15 protein-coding genes are annotated in these 14770 nt (G+C 36.2%); 14 read left to right on the top strand and 1 reads right to left on the bottom strand.

Going from position 1 to position 14770, the window contains the following annotated elements:
• Positions 1 to 24: 24 nt before the first annotated feature.
• The 8 genes from DEU40_RS07360 to DEU40_RS07325 all read left to right on the top strand — a co-directional run bounded on the left by DEU40_RS07360 (position 25) and on the right by DEU40_RS07325 (position 7094).
• On the top strand, positions 25 to 1215 hold the full coding sequence (locus tag DEU40_RS07360) for an alanine dehydrogenase (protein WP_062671272.1): 1191 nt from the start codon (positions 25 to 27) through the stop codon (positions 1213 to 1215).
• Positions 1215 to 1586 carry a DUF4258 domain-containing protein gene (locus DEU40_RS07355; RefSeq protein WP_062671273.1) on the top strand — a complete coding sequence of 124 codons (372 nt, stop codon included), beginning with the start codon at positions 1215 to 1217 and terminating at the stop codon, positions 1584 to 1586. Before DEU40_RS07360 ends, DEU40_RS07355 begins: the two co-directional genes overlap by 1 nt.
• 15 nt (positions 1587 to 1601) lie before the next feature.
• Entirely contained in the window at positions 1602 to 2375 is a 774-nt protein-coding gene (locus DEU40_RS07350) for a histidine kinase (protein WP_082798713.1), read from the top strand.
• On the top strand, positions 2350 to 3060 hold the full coding sequence (locus tag DEU40_RS07345) for a LytR/AlgR family response regulator transcription factor (protein WP_110009233.1): 711 nt from the start codon (positions 2350 to 2352) through the stop codon (positions 3058 to 3060). Before DEU40_RS07350 ends, DEU40_RS07345 begins: the two co-directional genes overlap by 26 nt.
• 109 nt (positions 3061 to 3169) lie before the next feature.
• Positions 3170 to 3559 carry a hypothetical protein gene (locus DEU40_RS07340; protein ID WP_110009323.1) on the top strand — a complete coding sequence of 130 codons (390 nt, stop codon included), beginning with the start codon at positions 3170 to 3172 and terminating at the stop codon, positions 3557 to 3559.
• 102 nt (positions 3560 to 3661) lie between these two features.
• The gene (locus DEU40_RS07335; RefSeq protein WP_082798726.1) at positions 3662 to 5935 is read left to right on the top strand and encodes a cation:proton antiporter; all 2274 of its coding nucleotides are present in this window, start codon (positions 3662 to 3664) and stop codon (positions 5933 to 5935) included.
• 103 nt (positions 5936 to 6038) lie between these two features.
• On the top strand, positions 6039 to 6521 hold the full coding sequence (locus tag DEU40_RS07330; RefSeq protein ID WP_110009232.1) for a hypothetical protein: 483 nt from the start codon (positions 6039 to 6041) through the stop codon (positions 6519 to 6521).
• Positions 6522 to 6554: 33 nt separating this feature from the next.
• Positions 6555 to 7094 carry a hypothetical protein gene (locus tag DEU40_RS07325; protein ID WP_110009231.1) on the top strand — a complete coding sequence of 180 codons (540 nt, stop codon included), beginning with the start codon at positions 6555 to 6557 and terminating at the stop codon, positions 7092 to 7094.
• A 7-nt stretch (positions 7095 to 7101) separates the two neighbouring features.
• On the opposite strand, the gene DEU40_RS07320 is transcribed toward DEU40_RS07325, so the two are convergent.
• Complete coding sequence (locus tag DEU40_RS07320) at positions 7102 to 7749, bottom strand: hypothetical protein (RefSeq protein WP_110009230.1); 648 nt, start codon at positions 7747 to 7749, stop codon at positions 7102 to 7104.
• Positions 7750 to 8181: 432 nt separating this feature from the next.
• On the opposite strand from DEU40_RS07320, the gene DEU40_RS07315 reads away from it, so the two are divergent.
• From DEU40_RS07315 to DEU40_RS22370, 6 genes are all read left to right on the top strand, one after another.
• Positions 8182 to 9204 carry a LysM peptidoglycan-binding domain-containing protein gene (locus tag DEU40_RS07315; RefSeq protein WP_110009229.1) on the top strand — a complete coding sequence of 341 codons (1023 nt, stop codon included), beginning with the start codon at positions 8182 to 8184 and terminating at the stop codon, positions 9202 to 9204.
• A 1-nt stretch (position 9205) separates the two neighbouring features.
• On the top strand, positions 9206 to 10057 hold the full coding sequence (locus DEU40_RS22375) for a PAAR-like protein (protein WP_181397943.1): 852 nt from the start codon (positions 9206 to 9208) through the stop codon (positions 10055 to 10057).
• A 3-nt stretch (positions 10058 to 10060) separates the two neighbouring features.
• Complete coding sequence (locus DEU40_RS07305; RefSeq protein WP_110009228.1) at positions 10061 to 12625, top strand: M23 family metallopeptidase; 2565 nt, start codon at positions 10061 to 10063, stop codon at positions 12623 to 12625.
• A 13-nt stretch (positions 12626 to 12638) separates the two neighbouring features.
• Positions 12639 to 13613, top strand: a complete 975-nt coding sequence (locus DEU40_RS07300; protein ID WP_110009227.1) for a hypothetical protein — start codon at positions 12639 to 12641, stop codon at positions 13611 to 13613.
• Positions 13614 to 13682: 69 nt separating this feature from the next.
• A complete protein-coding gene (locus DEU40_RS07295; protein ID WP_110009226.1) occupies positions 13683 to 14273 on the top strand; it encodes a hypothetical protein in 591 nt (196 codons plus the stop codon).
• On the top strand, positions 14261 to 14770 hold a 510-nt coding region (locus DEU40_RS22370; RefSeq protein WP_181397942.1), incomplete at its 3' end, for an SH3 domain-containing protein. The genes DEU40_RS07295 and DEU40_RS22370, both read left to right, overlap by 13 nt.

Genomic DNA, 14770 nt, shown 5'->3' with positions numbered 1-14770 from the left:
TGTAAGACATAATTTAATTTAAGGATGAGTACAAATATTTTTACTCCTTTCACAGAAGAAGAATTAATGCCGAAAGAGGAAAAATTGGAGGTTATAAAGAAAGGGAAACAGTTCAGTATTGGAATTCCTAAAGAAACCTGTCTCAACGAAAGGAGAACCTGCATTACTCCTGACGCCGTACAGGTGTTGGTAGAGCACGGCCATGAGATCATTATTGAATCAGGGGCCGGACAAGGTTCATTTTTTACAGATTTACAGTATTCCGAATCTGGAGCGAAGATCACCAATGATCCAAAAGAAGCTTTCGGGCAGGATCTTATCCTGAAGGTGAACCCTCCTACAGAAGATGAAATTGAGTACATGAAGCCTAATACGTATCTGGTTTCAGCTCTTCAGATCAATCTTAGAGACAAGGAGTATTTCTTAAAGCTTGCAGAGAAAAAAATAAACGCCATCGCTTTTGAATTTATCGTTGATGAATACAAGCAGCTGGCTTTGGTAAGATTAGTCGGTGAAATTGCAGGAACCGTTTCAATCTTATATGCCTCCGAATTATTAGCCTTATCAAACGGGTTAATGCTGGGAGGAATTACAGGAGTAAGACCTGCAGAAGTTGTTATCCTTGGAGCCGGAATTGTAGGTGAGTTTGCTACAAAGGCAGCCATTGGTTTAGGAGCAAGTGTAAAAGTTTTCGATAATTCTTTATCCAAGCTTAGAAGGCTTCACACGATTGTTGACAGCCGTGTACCGACTTCTATTATTGATCCTAAAGAGCTCAGCAAAAGTCTAAGACGTGCTGATGTAGTGATCGGAGCTCTTCCAAGATTGAATATGACCCCTATCGTTACTGAAGATATGGTGATGAAAATGAAAAAAGGCAGTGTCATCATCGATATTACCATAGATAACGGTAAAGTGATCGAAACTTCAGAGCTTACTACCATGGAGGATCCTTATGTCATCAAACACGGTGTCATCCACTGCGGACTTCCGAATCTTACCTCAAGAATGCCGAGAACTACCACTAAGGCCATCTCGAATTTCTTCCTTTCCTATATTTTAAATTATGACGAAGAGGGCGGCTTTGAAAACATGCTGATCCGCAAAAACGAAATGAAGCAGAGCTTATATATGTACAAAGGAAGACATACCAAGAAGATCATCTGCGATCGTTTCGGACTTACGTACCACGATATCAATCTTTTAATTTTCTAATGAAGAAACTGAAATTTTATGCAATAGGCTTCGTTCCGGGGCTTTTGATCGTATTTTTTATTTTAAACAAAAAAGGAGCAAGCTGCAGCGGATATTTACCGAACAGCCGTGTGATTGCTGAAAGTCTTTCCAAAGAATTCAAATATTCTGAAGAAGCTAAAAATGCAATGGCAACCTACAAGATTGATGAGAAATTTATAAAAGACAGCATCATTACCAACGGAAAGGTAGATTTTGACCGCAGCCATGCACAAAAGAAACCATGTCCGGACTATCTTTTAACCTATCCTGAAAAAAATCCGTCTTATGAGATCACGTATGAAAAATGTGAAGAAACGGTGACGGTAAACAGTCTTAAAAAACTGAAATAGTTTCAAGTACAAGCTATGGACGGCAATTACTACATGATTCATGATTATCTGATATTCATCGGAGTTTTTGCCATTTTCCTGTTTCTGACTATCAGTATTTATCTCTTCAGCCAGAATCAGAAGCTGAAACAGAGGAATACCAAATTATCGGAAACCAACAAACTTATTGAGCAGCGCCTGAATGAAGTCCGTCTGGAACATATCGGCACAAAGCTGAATCCGCATTTGTTTAAAAATATTCTGAATTCGGTGCAGTCTCATGCCTATCAGACGTATATGTCGCTGGATAAGCTGGCCAATGTGCTGGATTATATTTTATACGAAAGCAACAATAAGTATGTAAGCCCGAAAGAAGAGCTTAATTTTGCTTTAAGCCTTATTGAGATTAATAAAATCAAGATCAATCCACTTTTTGACTTCAGAATCAAATCAAAGATTAATAAATCAGATGCTTTGTATGAAGAAAAGGTATTTGCCCCGCTTATCTCTGTGGATCTTATTGAAAATGCCTTCAAACATACAGATTTTCTGGCTCAGGATTCTTTTATTTCTATTTATATGGAGCTTGAAGATGGAATTTTCACTATGAAAGTCAGCAATAAAGCTTCTCTGAAAAATATTCTGGAGAAGGAGAAAAGCGGTTTCGGAAGCCAGTCTTTTGATCAAAGGCTTAAAATGATCTACAGTACCCATTATCAGCTGGAAAGAAGCTCAAAAAACGGAATCTTTACGGCGGAATTAAAAATCAATTTAGGAGAATTCTATGATAAAATGCGTTATTCTGGATGATGAATTACTGGCGATCAGCTATTTAAAACTTCTATGCGAGCAGATTGAGAATGTAGAGGTGGTAAAAGCATTCAATGATCCTAAAATTTTTTTGAATGAAATAGACAGCCTCGACTGTAATCTGTGCATTCTGGATATTGAAATGCCCGGAATGACAGGTCTTCAGGTGGCTGAGATTATTTCAGGTTCTAAAAAAATCATCTTTACAACAGCTTACAAAGAATATGCTGCTGAAGCTTTCGATTTAAATGTGGTGGATTATGTAAGAAAACCCATCAAAAAAGAAAGACTGATTCAAGCTTTCGAAAAAGCTAAAGAACTGGTAGAAAATGCTCCTAAAAAAACTTTTATCGAGTGGAATACCAATATTGGAAAAACCGTTATATTCACAGAACAGATTTCCTACATCAAAACCTCTGAAATAGACAGCAGAGACAAAGATATCATCCTCAGTGACGGCACTACCATCGTCTTAAAAAACCTGAATTTCAAAAACCTTCTGGAAATGCTGCCATCAAAAGATTTTGCTCAGGTCAACAAAAAAGAAATTATCGCATTGTCTTCCATTAAGGTATTTTCAACCAACGAAATTATTACCTCCATTCATGCGGAAGATCACTCTTTTCTGAAACTTCAGATCGGAGATGCTTATAAAAATTCATTGATGGAGCTCTTCGGAAAATAGATCTTTTCAAATCTTTCCTGTTTCATTACAGAATATAAGTCCTTTATTACAACTCCCCTTTTTCAGTATTGAATCCCTTTAATTTTGTATGGAATTAATTGATTTTATAATGAAAAACTTTTTCTATGCTGCAGGACTTCTCCTATCCGGCTTGTGTTTTTCCCAGGAAGCCTCTTCAAAACTGAAGATCTCTTTTTTTGACGGAATAGCAATAGGCGGATATGTAGATCATGGTGCTTATCTCAACTTTACAGGTCCAAATGTAAGTCTTACCCATAAAAGCGTAAAATTCATTGTTGGAATGCTTCCTTCTCTGAGAATTAAAGAAGACCATTCTTCCGGAACCAAAAACAGTCCTATTATGCCTACGCTGGGAGCAGGTCTTACTGTGGTCTATAAAAAAATAGCCTTCCAGATTCCTGCCTACTATAACGCTAAGACAGCAGATCTGAATGGGAACTGGAAAATAGGATTTGGAATGGGTTATTCGTTCAAATAGATTTTATTACATTTTTTAGAACATTCATTACATTTTAAAAAAAAGAGTATTTAACATAGCTATATTCTTTTCAACTTTGCATAAAATATTGGAATCATGAATTTGGGGAAATACAAAAATTTAATTTTCTACATTACTACCATCGCAGTCTTTTCCGCTCTGATGTATTATTTCATCATTGAAGGGCAGACGCTGGAAGTAAAAGAAAATATCGTTGCCAATACCAGCAGCGGCTCTACCTGGGATAATTTCCTGGAATCATTCAAAACCAATCTTCACCATCCGCTTGCACTATTATTGGCGCAAATTGTCACGATTATTATGACAGCAAGGCTTTTCGGATGGATTTGTATGAAAATAAAACAGCCTACGGTTATCGGAGAAATGATTGCAGGGATTGTACTCGGTCCTTCACTTGTGGGAATGTACTTCCCTGAGTTTTCCGCCTTTCTTTTCCCAAAAGAATCATTAGGCAACCTTCAGTTTCTGAGCCAGATAGGTCTTATCCTGTTCATGTATATTGTTGGAATGGAGCTGGATCTGAGTGTATTAAGGAAAAAAGCTCATGATGCGGTTGTCATCAGCCATGCAAGTATTATTATTCCTTTTGCTCTGGGAATAGGCCTTTCTTATTTTGTGTATCAGGAATTTGCTCCGGATGGTATCCAGTTTACCTCTTTTGCTTTATTTATAGCCATTTCGATGAGTATCACAGCATTTCCGGTACTGGCGAGAATCGTACAGGAAAGAAACCTCCAGAAAACCAAACTGGGAACAATTGTTATTACCTGTGCTGCTGCCGATGATATTACAGCATGGTGTATTCTTGCTGCCGTAATTGCTATTGTAAAAGCAGGTTCTTTTGCAAGCTCTATCTATGTGATTATCATGGCTGTTGCTTATGTATTTTTAATGATTAAAATTGTAAGACCCTTCCTGAAAAGAGTCGGAGACCTTCAGGCCGGAAAAAATACGATCAGCAAACCCATGGTGGCTATTTTCTTTCTGACATTGATCTTATCTGCATATGCTACTGAAGTAATCGGTATTCACGCTTTATTTGGAGCTTTTATGGCGGGAGCTATTATGCCGGAAAATACAAAGTTCCGTACCCTTTTTATTGATAAGGTAGAGGATGTGGCATTAGTACTTCTGCTGCCATTATTCTTTGTATTCACAGGACTCCGTACCCAGATCGGCCTTCTTAACGACAGTCATCTGTGGATGACCGCCGGATTTATTATTCTGACCGCGGTTCTCGGAAAGTTTGCAGGAAGTGCGTTGACGGCACGATTTGTAGGTATTAACTGGAAAGAAAGTCTGACGATAGGAGCTCTGATGAACACACGAGGCCTTATGGAACTTATTGTACTCAACATTGGATATGACCTTGGCGTTTTAAGTCCTGAAATTTTTGCAATGCTTGTAATCATGGCGCTCTTCACTACTTTCATGACTGGGCCGGCGCTGGATTTTATTAATTTTATTTTTAAATCTAAAAAAAATCAGGACGAATCCATTCAGGATAATGATTCCAAATACCGCGTTCTTCTCTCATTTGATAAACCGGAATCCGGAAGTACTTTGTTGAAACTTGCACACAATTTCACCCATAAAATGAACGGTAATAAAAGCATCACTGCGATGAATATTGCTCCGGTAGATGAAATGCATGCCTATGACATCAATGAGTATGAGGAGTCACAGTTTCAGAATGTCATTGAAACCTCTCAAGATCTGAATCTGGAAGTCACTACCCTCTTCAAAGCGTCTACTGATATCGAAAGTGATCTTACCAGCATTACCAACAAAGGACATTATGATCTTCTCCTGATCATGCTTGGGAAATCTATGTATGAGGGAAGTTTATTGGGAAGGTTATTAGGCTTTACCACCAAGATTATTAATCCTGAAAAACTATTGAACACGGTAAAAGGCAAAGGAAATATATTCAACAATTCTCCTTTTGATGATTTTACGCTTCAGATTCTGGATAAAACGAATATTCCTGTAGGAATTTTGGTGGAAAAGGACTTTAAAGCGGCAGATAAAGTATTTGTTCCGATCTTCAATCTGAGTGATTTTTACCTTCTTGAATATGCGAAAAGGCTGATCAATAACAATAATTCTCAGATTATCATTCTGGATGCGGCAGGACAGATCCGAAATAATATTGAAGTAAAAGAACTGATCAGAAGCATTGAACAGGTAGCTCCCAATCACATCACGCTGTACAATGAGAAAAAGATTGAAAAAGATTTTCTGGGTTCTCAGGATCTGATGCTCATCAGCAGTAAAAGCTGGAAAAACCTGATTGATACAAAGAGTCTTTGGCTGTCTGATATCCCCTCAACACTAATAATATCAAATCCATAACACTTAACACATACCGATATTTCTATTTCTATTGAAGCTGTAAATATTATTCGTTGTCTGTAAAGAAAAAACGGGTATATTTATAGCTTCAATTTTTTGGGACATGCTGATTAACAGTGAAAATGGAGTTATAGAACTGGAAGCCTTTGCTACCACACTTTATAAAGGAATGAGTCTTGATCAGCTGAAACAGTCTGATTTTTATAAAGAAAAGTATCATGATCTGTGGGACGTAAAAACCGGATATTTTTGGTATTATTTTAAAAGTATAGAAATAGCAGGCTACCAGGTATCTTTCAGTCTGTGTTTTTTTAAAGATCAGCTGGACATCATCCATATGAATACATGGGAAAACAGTGATACCAAAGACTGGAACGAATGGACAGAGGAAAAAGAAATGAAGGTTTTCCGCCGGAATAATACTTTCCTGACCAAAGTCCTTGGAATATCACCCACCCAAAAAAAGAAAAAACCTTATCCCGGCTGTACCTTCAGGTTTCCCTGGGGAGATGTGTGGTCGGTTTACGACCCGAGAAGCGCCGCCAGCTTTATGGGAATCAATTTTAATGAGGAGGAAAACAAATAAAAATAACTTATAACCAAAGAATAAGAGAACACTATGTGCCGATATGCCATGATGGTTTACAAAGGTCATTATGCCTGTTTCAACTGCCAGAAAACATTCAAACGCCGCCACCTGAAAGATGTGGACCGGGATGCTCAGACCTCTGTGGAAGCCAAATGCCCGGAATGTGGGAATCTGATGGCCAATATGGGACTTGACTTTAAATCCCCGCCCAAAAATGATGACAAGCAATGGGCTCATATACGGGATTTGTATACGGTTGGAATCACTTTTCATTCATGTGGATGCTCTGGTCCCGGATATATTCCGCAGGATCGGAAGGCTATTATTGATTATCTGGAAAAAGTTCGTTCAGAATACATGAAATCTCTGGTATTCTGGAGATACCGCATAGAGCCTGAAAATAAAAAAGAACGCGAACTGGACTATCAAAAAAACAGCTCACACCTATGGGCCGTCAACCGTAATGCTTTCAAAGAAACAGTGACCAATCAGGAAGGTATTAACTATTGGCTTAAAAGAATCAATGAGGTGGAAGAAAGGCTCAATATAATCAAGGCTGATAAATCATAACACTGCTCTAGTTTACAAGATTCAGAAGCCTTTTAAAATCCTCTTTGATTTTTTCCTCCTGCTCAGCGGGATAATCCGCACCGATACTAAATCCGCGTCCTGTAGTATTGGTGATCATAATGATATTTCCGTTTTCAAAATAATTCCTGGTCATTGTAATCTTTGATTTTTTCAAATCAAAGGCTTCCGTATCCTTATTTTCTTTCATTGCTTTAGTGTCATAGAAAAGCGGTCGGTTATATTTATAATCTTTCTCGAAAACAAAAGAAAGCTGTCCGTTAAGAAGATAATATTCTGTCAGCTTCTGCCCGATTTCTCCATAATGTTTCGCAATTACCTTTTGCAGACCCTCATCTGTGTAATAAAATGTGGCCTCCCCGCCTTCTGCAGATTCTCCTTCAATATCTTTCTTTTTGACAGCAGTCCATTTTGTCACGGAATTGATTCTTTTAAAATTTGCCTGAATAGGTTTTATCCTATTTTTTAAACTCTTGTTTCCTGTTGTATCTTTCTCATTGTATGCTTCTCCCTTCTTTACAGTATCCTGTGCTTGGATAGTGAAAAAAACGGGCGACTGATCTCCGGACTTCTGAGCATATGCAAAACTCAAACTGATCAATATTATGAAAACTCCATGCAAGAATCTATTCTTCATATTTTCTTTTTTGTAGCTTTAAAATTAATAATAACTTTTGGTTGTACTGCATATAATGAAACCACAAAAGTTACAAATAACTGTTTTAGCTTTGAAAATCCTTATACCAGCTAAGATTCCTACAGAATGATACAATTGGAATACTTGTCTTACCATCAGTTTGCCATTCCGTAGAAATCCAGCCACTTTAAACCAACAAGAAAAGCATCAACAAAACTCCAATCCTGACCAGCATCACAATTGAAGACGTACAATTCTCATCCTCCGGAGAGGTGGCGAAAATTCAAAGAATTTTTGACGGGGTCGTTTTCGGGGTGGTTTCTTCACACCATCAGTTTCATGTCGTAATTCTACTACAATTTTTAAAATTTAACCCCAAAAATTTATTTCCAACAGTGTTTTTTAATAGCTTTATCTGATAATTCACATTGGATGGAAATTGATTTCTTACAATATCAGGTACGAAACGGAGACACGCTCACCTCCATCGCTTCCCGGCTGGGTATGACCGGTGAGGAGCTTAAGCTGTTTCATAATTCCCATTGCCCGAAAATGGATAAAGTCTGGTTTGAAAACCTTAATGACGTTAAAAATATTTTTGTCCCTACTCATTTTAAAACAGAATCACAGAAGGAAAATGAAAGGAATAACAGTCTTCCCGGCCAGTTCTCCGATTCCTTTTGGGCCCAAACTTATAGTATTAATGAGACTTTTGAAACGTCTTTTGAATCTTCGGTTAACATCGATTATACCATTGATGTAAATCTCCGAAAAGACCAAAACACAGGTCTGTATATCCTTAGCTACAGTCAGAGAGACTTTAAATCCGGAGGAAATGAACCGGATGATAAGGTAAGCGGCCTTTCTATAGCCTGCATGAAAAGTATTATGCCGATTGAATTTATTCTTAATGAACAAGGCAGGATAAAAGGATTGGCAGATCATAAAAAAATCACGGACACTTTTACCAGACAGCGTAAAGATCTTGAAGAGTTTTATGTAGGTGAAGTCGCTCGAAATTATATGGATTCTTTTGAAAGGAACATCAGCAATGAAGTGTTTTTATTACAACAATTTCAGAGTACACTGCTGTTTCAGACTCTGTTTCCCCAAACAGACTGGTTCAGGAGAAAAATAAAGTGGACAGAATCTTTTTATTTTGTACAGAATTCATTTCCGGTAGCCTGTGAAATTAAACCTGAACATAAAAATAAAGAAGAGGACTCTGTTTTAACTATTTTAAGCGGAAAAATCACTGAATTATGTACCTCACAGGAGATCATGCGCGGGATCAGGCTCAAAAAACCGGCTGCAAGACCGGCTTCAGGAAATATTGTATTAGAATACACCACTCACACTAAAAATAAGAATCTTCTTCAGGCTAAAGCCTCGTTTTTACTCAGTCATGAAGAGGTATTGATACACCAACATCACATCAATATAACACAAGGATAATATGAAAAATTATGTCACACAAAAAGGCGATACTTTCAGTTCTCTGGCCCGGCAGTTTAAGCTGAAAAATGAAGGTATTTTAAAAACTTACCATAATCTCCACTGTCCGCCGGAAGATGTCATGCAGGAACCTGTTCCGGGAAAAACGATCTTGATTCCGGAAGATCCACAACTCATGGCTGAAAAAACAGAACCTCAAAATATGGCTGCATCTTCTCAGGAGCAATCTACAGAAAATGTAGGTTCTGATGAAGGAGATTCAACGGAAGAAACTCCACAAAATGAAGAGCAGTCATCGGGAAAAACGGAACAACAAACTGATAAAGAAGCAAAGGAAGATCAAAAAGAAGACAGTGGTTCCAGTCCTCATGAAGGAAAATATTTCATTGTGCAGAAAGGAACCGTGCAATGTAATCAGGGATTTAAATTTCCAAAATTTAAAGTGACCAGCCATCAGAAACACTACTGGAATGATGAAGAAGGAAACGCTGATTATCTGGCCGTAACAGAGGATGATCTTCAGCTCGATCCTGCGGCACAGCCGTTTGGACAATGCAAGCTCAAGCCAAGTTCGGGAGGATATCTTCCGTGTGCTTATGCTCCAGCCGGAAAGTGGCAGAAGACGTATGAAAAAGTAAAAGTGATGGGGAAAAGCTGTCTTACGGAAATCTCAGAACTCATGTGCAGTACGGGAGGGAAAATTACCATCCTCAAACACGGACAGCAAAGCGAAGTCGGTAAAAGCCAGGTTCCCAAAGCAAATACGCAGGAACAGCAGGTTTATAATCCCGTTGTGGATTTTGATGAATTCAAGGAAGATACAAAAGATACAGACGAACTTTATTACAGCTAAGCCATGACAGGAACTATTATTGGGAATCAGAATCCTCTGGTAGGAACAACCTATACCTACGAAATAAAACCTTCAGGCCTTTCATTTGGTCTTAAAGGTGATTATGAATGGTATCTTTTTAAGAAACAAAAGAACGGAAGCTGGAAAGACATCACCGGAAAGCCAAAGACCGGTGAAAAGGTAACGTACAATTTTGGGGAAATAGCACTGGGAATAGAGTTTCAAATGAAAGTCTATGAAACTAAAAAAGGTCTTTTACCTGGTCTTCCCTCTACCAGCGAACTGGCTGGAAGCTGTGTATTAATACCAACAAGCAACAAAGTTCCGAAGATTGATAAAGTAGTACTCTTCAACAGAGGAGCAAAAGACGTCAATAAAGCCAGCTACCGCGATACTCTTATTGCGCAGGCTCATTGTATTGCAATGTTTAATAAAGAGATTGAGTTTCATCTTTGGGAAGATGACGCTCCTGGAAAAGGGCACGATGCCAGTATTAACAAAAACAACCGTCACACCCGCAGCTATAAGGCTCGCGTCAATGAAAAAGGGATTGCGGAAGTGTCAATACCTCTGATGTCTGATGAAAAAATCCTTCGTCAGATGGCCAATCAGTTTCTGATGAAAGGTGACAGGAATGAAGGCGCGAATCATGAATATTATGTTACAGCCACTTATTCAGGGCAAATTCAGGGAGCCAGCCAGGTGAATGTAGATGTAGCCAACCCTGATTATAAAGGGCAGCCTCAAAATCAGCCAAAACCCAAGCCGCAACCTGAGAAACACACGCCAAAATTCCCGGCCGGACAAGGAGGTGGTCCCAAACAGCCGGATCCTAAAGGTAATATTATAGAAGCTGTTTTCATAGATGATAAAGGAAATGAACTTTCCAAAGTTGCTGTAGGAGATAAAGTTAGGGTAAGAATCCACTCCAAAAATATGGTGGGAAAACACATCCAATATGTAGTCTGGGAATATGATACCACTTCCAATGATGAAGTTTACAGAAGCGGAAATATTAAAATTCCTGCCGATGTATGTGATACTTCAGGATTTGTCATTACCAAAGACATTTTCGGAAAAGGAATAGACTCCCCTATCGGTGACCCTGACTCCGGTACACAAAATTATTTCATCGAAATTATCTCCAAGGATCTTTCTGCGGAATCTCAGAAATTTGGGGTAAATTCGGAAGGACTGATGCAGGTGGAGAAGGTGAAAAGTGCGGCGGGGGTGCAGAATACACAAAAACCAGATAAACCAGGAAGTTGTATATGTCAGGAACAATACAAAGACTTAATATGGGGTGGAAAAGTAAGTTGTGAGTTTAGGAAGAAAGTATTTCAAATAAGTAAAAGAGCTGGCATTGATCCCAACAATCTTATGGCAGCCATGGCTCATGAAACAGGAGGAACTTTCGATCCTACATGCGGAACATTTAAAAAGAAAAAAAATGAAGATGAAGAAGGATATGTTGGTTTATTGCAAATCGGAAAAGATGCAGCTACTGATTTGAAAATTACAAGAACAGAGTTGTTAGCAATGGATCAGATAAAGCAGTTAGATTATATTGAAAAATATTTATATCTGCCATTAGTTAGAGGAAAGCTAAATACATTAACAGATTTTTATTTAGCTGTATTATTTCCTGTTGATTGCGGAAAAGGGAATCAGCCTAATCATATTGTTTTTGATGATAGTTTACCCATTTCGTACAAAAATGGAAAAGCTATTAAAAATCTTAACTATTGGAGAAATGTCGGTTATGCTGCAAACCCATCATTTCATAAAGAGGCAAAAGAAAAAGGAAAAACTTATGTTTGGGAAATTGCGGAAAATATAAAAATATGGTACGATAAAGGTAAACAAAATAAGGTACAAAAGTTTACTTGTCAAAATGCACAAGAAACAAAACTCGAACCTGTAAAAACAAATAAATGGCATGATCCAGTTGATAATCCAATCTGTACCTTATACATGCAAAGTGGAGGTGGTGGAAAAGGAACTATTGGAGAACATTGGGGATTATTTGGAAATACTAGAAATGGAAGCAAACATCAAGGATTAGATTTATTTGTCATACCAGGAAGTAATGTGTATGCATGTGTAAAAGGAATTGTTCATAAAGTAAAATGGCATGCTGGCTATGGTAATACTATGACAATAAAGATAATTGATAAAGAATCATTTTTTAATCATAAAAGAGATTATTCACTACTCTATCCTTCTAATGGAGAAATAAATCAAAGTAGTAATTTTGATAAAACAAAAGATATATTTTTATTTTATGCACATTTAGAACAAGTTTTGGTTGAAGAAGGAACAGAAGTAAATGCAGGAAAAGTTATTGCAAAAAGTGGAGTTTCAGGTGTTGAAAAAGGAACTTGCGCTCCACATTTACATTTTGAAATATTTACAACTGTCTATGCAGTAGGTATGGGATTAAATTATAGATGTAATCCTGGATTCTACATTCACTTTAAAGCACCACATGAGCAATCAGAGAATGAATTAAATTTACAAAAAGAAACGGCTAAAACAAGAATTAAAAATTTATATGGTAAAAAATAGCATTATTTTAAACATGTTTACAATACTTCTTTTAGTTTTCTTTACATTATCAAGTTGTAAAGAAACCCCTAACCAAAAGAAGGAACTATCTGAAAGTTTAAAGAAAGAAAATATCATATTTTCTGAAATTTCTTTTGATAAAAAAAGCGATTATCAAAATACAAACCTAAAAAGTTTAGTTTTAAAATTTAAAAATATTACTTATACATTAAAATTTGTTGAAGACAGAACATATTTACAGTATAAATTAGATGATAAGATAATTTCTGATTGGCATCAAATTTCTTACAATTTCAATTATGATAGTTCTTATGAAGATGCAGAAGCAGATATTAAAATTTTATATAATTCAAGCATAAATAAAGGTTTTTTACTTTTACCAGGTTATACAGAAGAATACCCCGTTTTTAACGTTTATGCTTTTGATAAAGATAGAATTACTTATCTCGAAAATATTAGCACAAATGATCCTAATTGTTTAAGTTTTTCAAAAGAAAAAATTGAAGGTATTGAGCAAAAACAGGGAATCTCTTTTAAAACAGTCAATAATCAAAAGGGAAAAAGCTGCGTACTGAATAAAGAAAAAAAAGATGACCTTAATACCCAAACCATTGAATCTGATTTACAGAAAATTGTAGGAAGTATTCCACTATCAAAACAACAGATTTCAATTCCGTCAGGAGAATATTTTGCAACCAACGAGAAGTTAGATGATTATGGAATTTCATTGAAAATTGATAAAGATTCGATCATTTATACAGAATCTGGAAATATGGGGAAAATGTATAATCAATACCTGCTTAAACAAGTTAAGACTATTGATGGAAAAATATTTTTAAAATATTCAGAGGTGATTAATGGATACACTGGTGATGCAGATAAACCACTTTATTTTGGTATTCTTCAATATGATAAAGGCAAATTACTGTTTGAGAGTGAATACACAGAAAAAAAGTATGGATTAAAAAATGTAATATTAAAAAAATAAAAATAATTATTACAATTTGATTAAGATAGAACTTCTGCAATTGATTGCTGGATTCTAAAATAAACACAAATGATAAAAAACATTTCTTTAGCTCTTTTGTATTCATTTGTACTTTCTTGCACTGGACAAGAAAGTAAACTTCAATTGCAGAATATCAAAGAAATAAACTCATTAAAAGACAAACCTTGTAACATTACAGATGCAGGAGACGGCACAAAATCAAACTATGATGACCTGTCTCCTGAATTTATCAATAAAGCAAAAAAAGTATTAGAGCAAAGAAAATTTCAATTTCCTGATGAAAATACCTTTAATCAAAAAATTTTGGATGTATTTTCTTTCAATTTGAAAGATTATAAAAATTCCATAATTGCTTTACGTCCGGCAATGTTTCCAGAGGTAGCTATTAAAGAAAATAAATTTATTTTCATTCAGGATGCTGGTGCTGCCGAACCAGAGTTTATGAATCCTGACTTGTTGTATCATTTTAATTCTTATATATTTTATAATACTCCCGTATCTTATGTTTGGCTGCAAACAAACAATTCCAGTCTTTTATACGATTTAGTTGTTTACTATGGATACAATAAGGATAAAAAGCTTGTAGAATCAGTATTTAAAAAATTCGATTTAATAGTCTTTCCGATATGGAGCAGTTAATTTTTATAGATTCTGGCGGGTATAAAAAATTGAAAAAACAAATATTTGACGACATAGAAACTATTATTTATAAAGGTAAAGTTGAAGACTTTTCTTATGCTAAAGAAGGTGATGGTTATTTAAGAATAGGTGATATTATAAGTAAAATATCATCATCTCCAAAAGAATATTTTGAACCTGAAAAAACAATATCTTATTTATTTGAGAGAGAATTAAGAGTTGGAATACAAGGTGATATTGAGAGCTATTTAAATAAAAATCCAACATATAAATCAAATCTGGAAAAAAATAAATTTTATGATTTACCTACTTTAAAAGACTATGTGAAATACATTTACCAAAAAGAAAGTAATACCAATTTTATCATTCAGGATAGTGATGGTTTTACCAATCTAAGGAAGGAGAAAAACTCTTCTTCCCAAATCCTGGAAAAAATCAACACAGGTGAAGAAGTTGAAGTTTTAGACCAAAACGGAGATTGGTGGTTAGTGGTTTCT

Origin of the sequence: Chryseobacterium sp. AG844, assembly GCF_003182335.1 — a bacterium.
In the GTDB taxonomy this organism is placed as follows: Bacteria; Bacteroidota; Bacteroidia; order Flavobacteriales; family Weeksellaceae; genus Chryseobacterium; species Chryseobacterium cupriresistens.
Note: the sequence above shows the minus strand (reverse complement) of the source record. Positions and strands in the feature narration are given on the sequence as shown.

Excerpts from the sequence above, each read along its gene's own strand:
- DEU40_RS07360 (WP_062671272.1), top strand. The coding sequence starts at position 25 with ATGAGTACAAATATTTTTACTCCTTTCACAGAAGAAGAATTAATGCCG.
- DEU40_RS07355 (WP_062671273.1), top strand. The coding sequence starts at position 1,215 with ATGAAGAAACTGAAATTTTATGCAATAGGCTTCGTTCCGGGGCTTTTG.
- DEU40_RS07350 (WP_082798713.1), top strand. The coding sequence starts at position 1,602 with ATGGACGGCAATTACTACATGATTCATGATTATCTGATATTCATCGGA.
- DEU40_RS07345 (WP_110009233.1), top strand. The coding sequence starts at position 2,350 with ATGATAAAATGCGTTATTCTGGATGATGAATTACTGGCGATCAGCTAT.
- DEU40_RS07340 (WP_110009323.1), top strand. The coding sequence starts at position 3,170 with ATGAAAAACTTTTTCTATGCTGCAGGACTTCTCCTATCCGGCTTGTGT.
- DEU40_RS07330 (WP_110009232.1), top strand. The coding sequence starts at position 6,039 with ATGCTGATTAACAGTGAAAATGGAGTTATAGAACTGGAAGCCTTTGCT.
- DEU40_RS07325 (WP_110009231.1), top strand. The coding sequence starts at position 6,555 with ATGTGCCGATATGCCATGATGGTTTACAAAGGTCATTATGCCTGTTTC.
- DEU40_RS07320 (WP_110009230.1), bottom strand. The coding sequence starts at position 7,749 with ATGAAGAATAGATTCTTGCATGGAGTTTTCATAATATTGATCAGTTTG.
- DEU40_RS07315 (WP_110009229.1), top strand. The coding sequence starts at position 8,182 with ATGGAAATTGATTTCTTACAATATCAGGTACGAAACGGAGACACGCTC.
- DEU40_RS22375 (WP_181397943.1), top strand. The coding sequence starts at position 9,206 with ATGAAAAATTATGTCACACAAAAAGGCGATACTTTCAGTTCTCTGGCC.
- DEU40_RS07305 (WP_110009228.1), top strand. The coding sequence starts at position 10,061 with ATGACAGGAACTATTATTGGGAATCAGAATCCTCTGGTAGGAACAACC.
- DEU40_RS07300 (WP_110009227.1), top strand. The coding sequence starts at position 12,639 with ATGTTTACAATACTTCTTTTAGTTTTCTTTACATTATCAAGTTGTAAA.
- DEU40_RS07295 (WP_110009226.1), top strand. The coding sequence starts at position 13,683 with ATGATAAAAAACATTTCTTTAGCTCTTTTGTATTCATTTGTACTTTCT.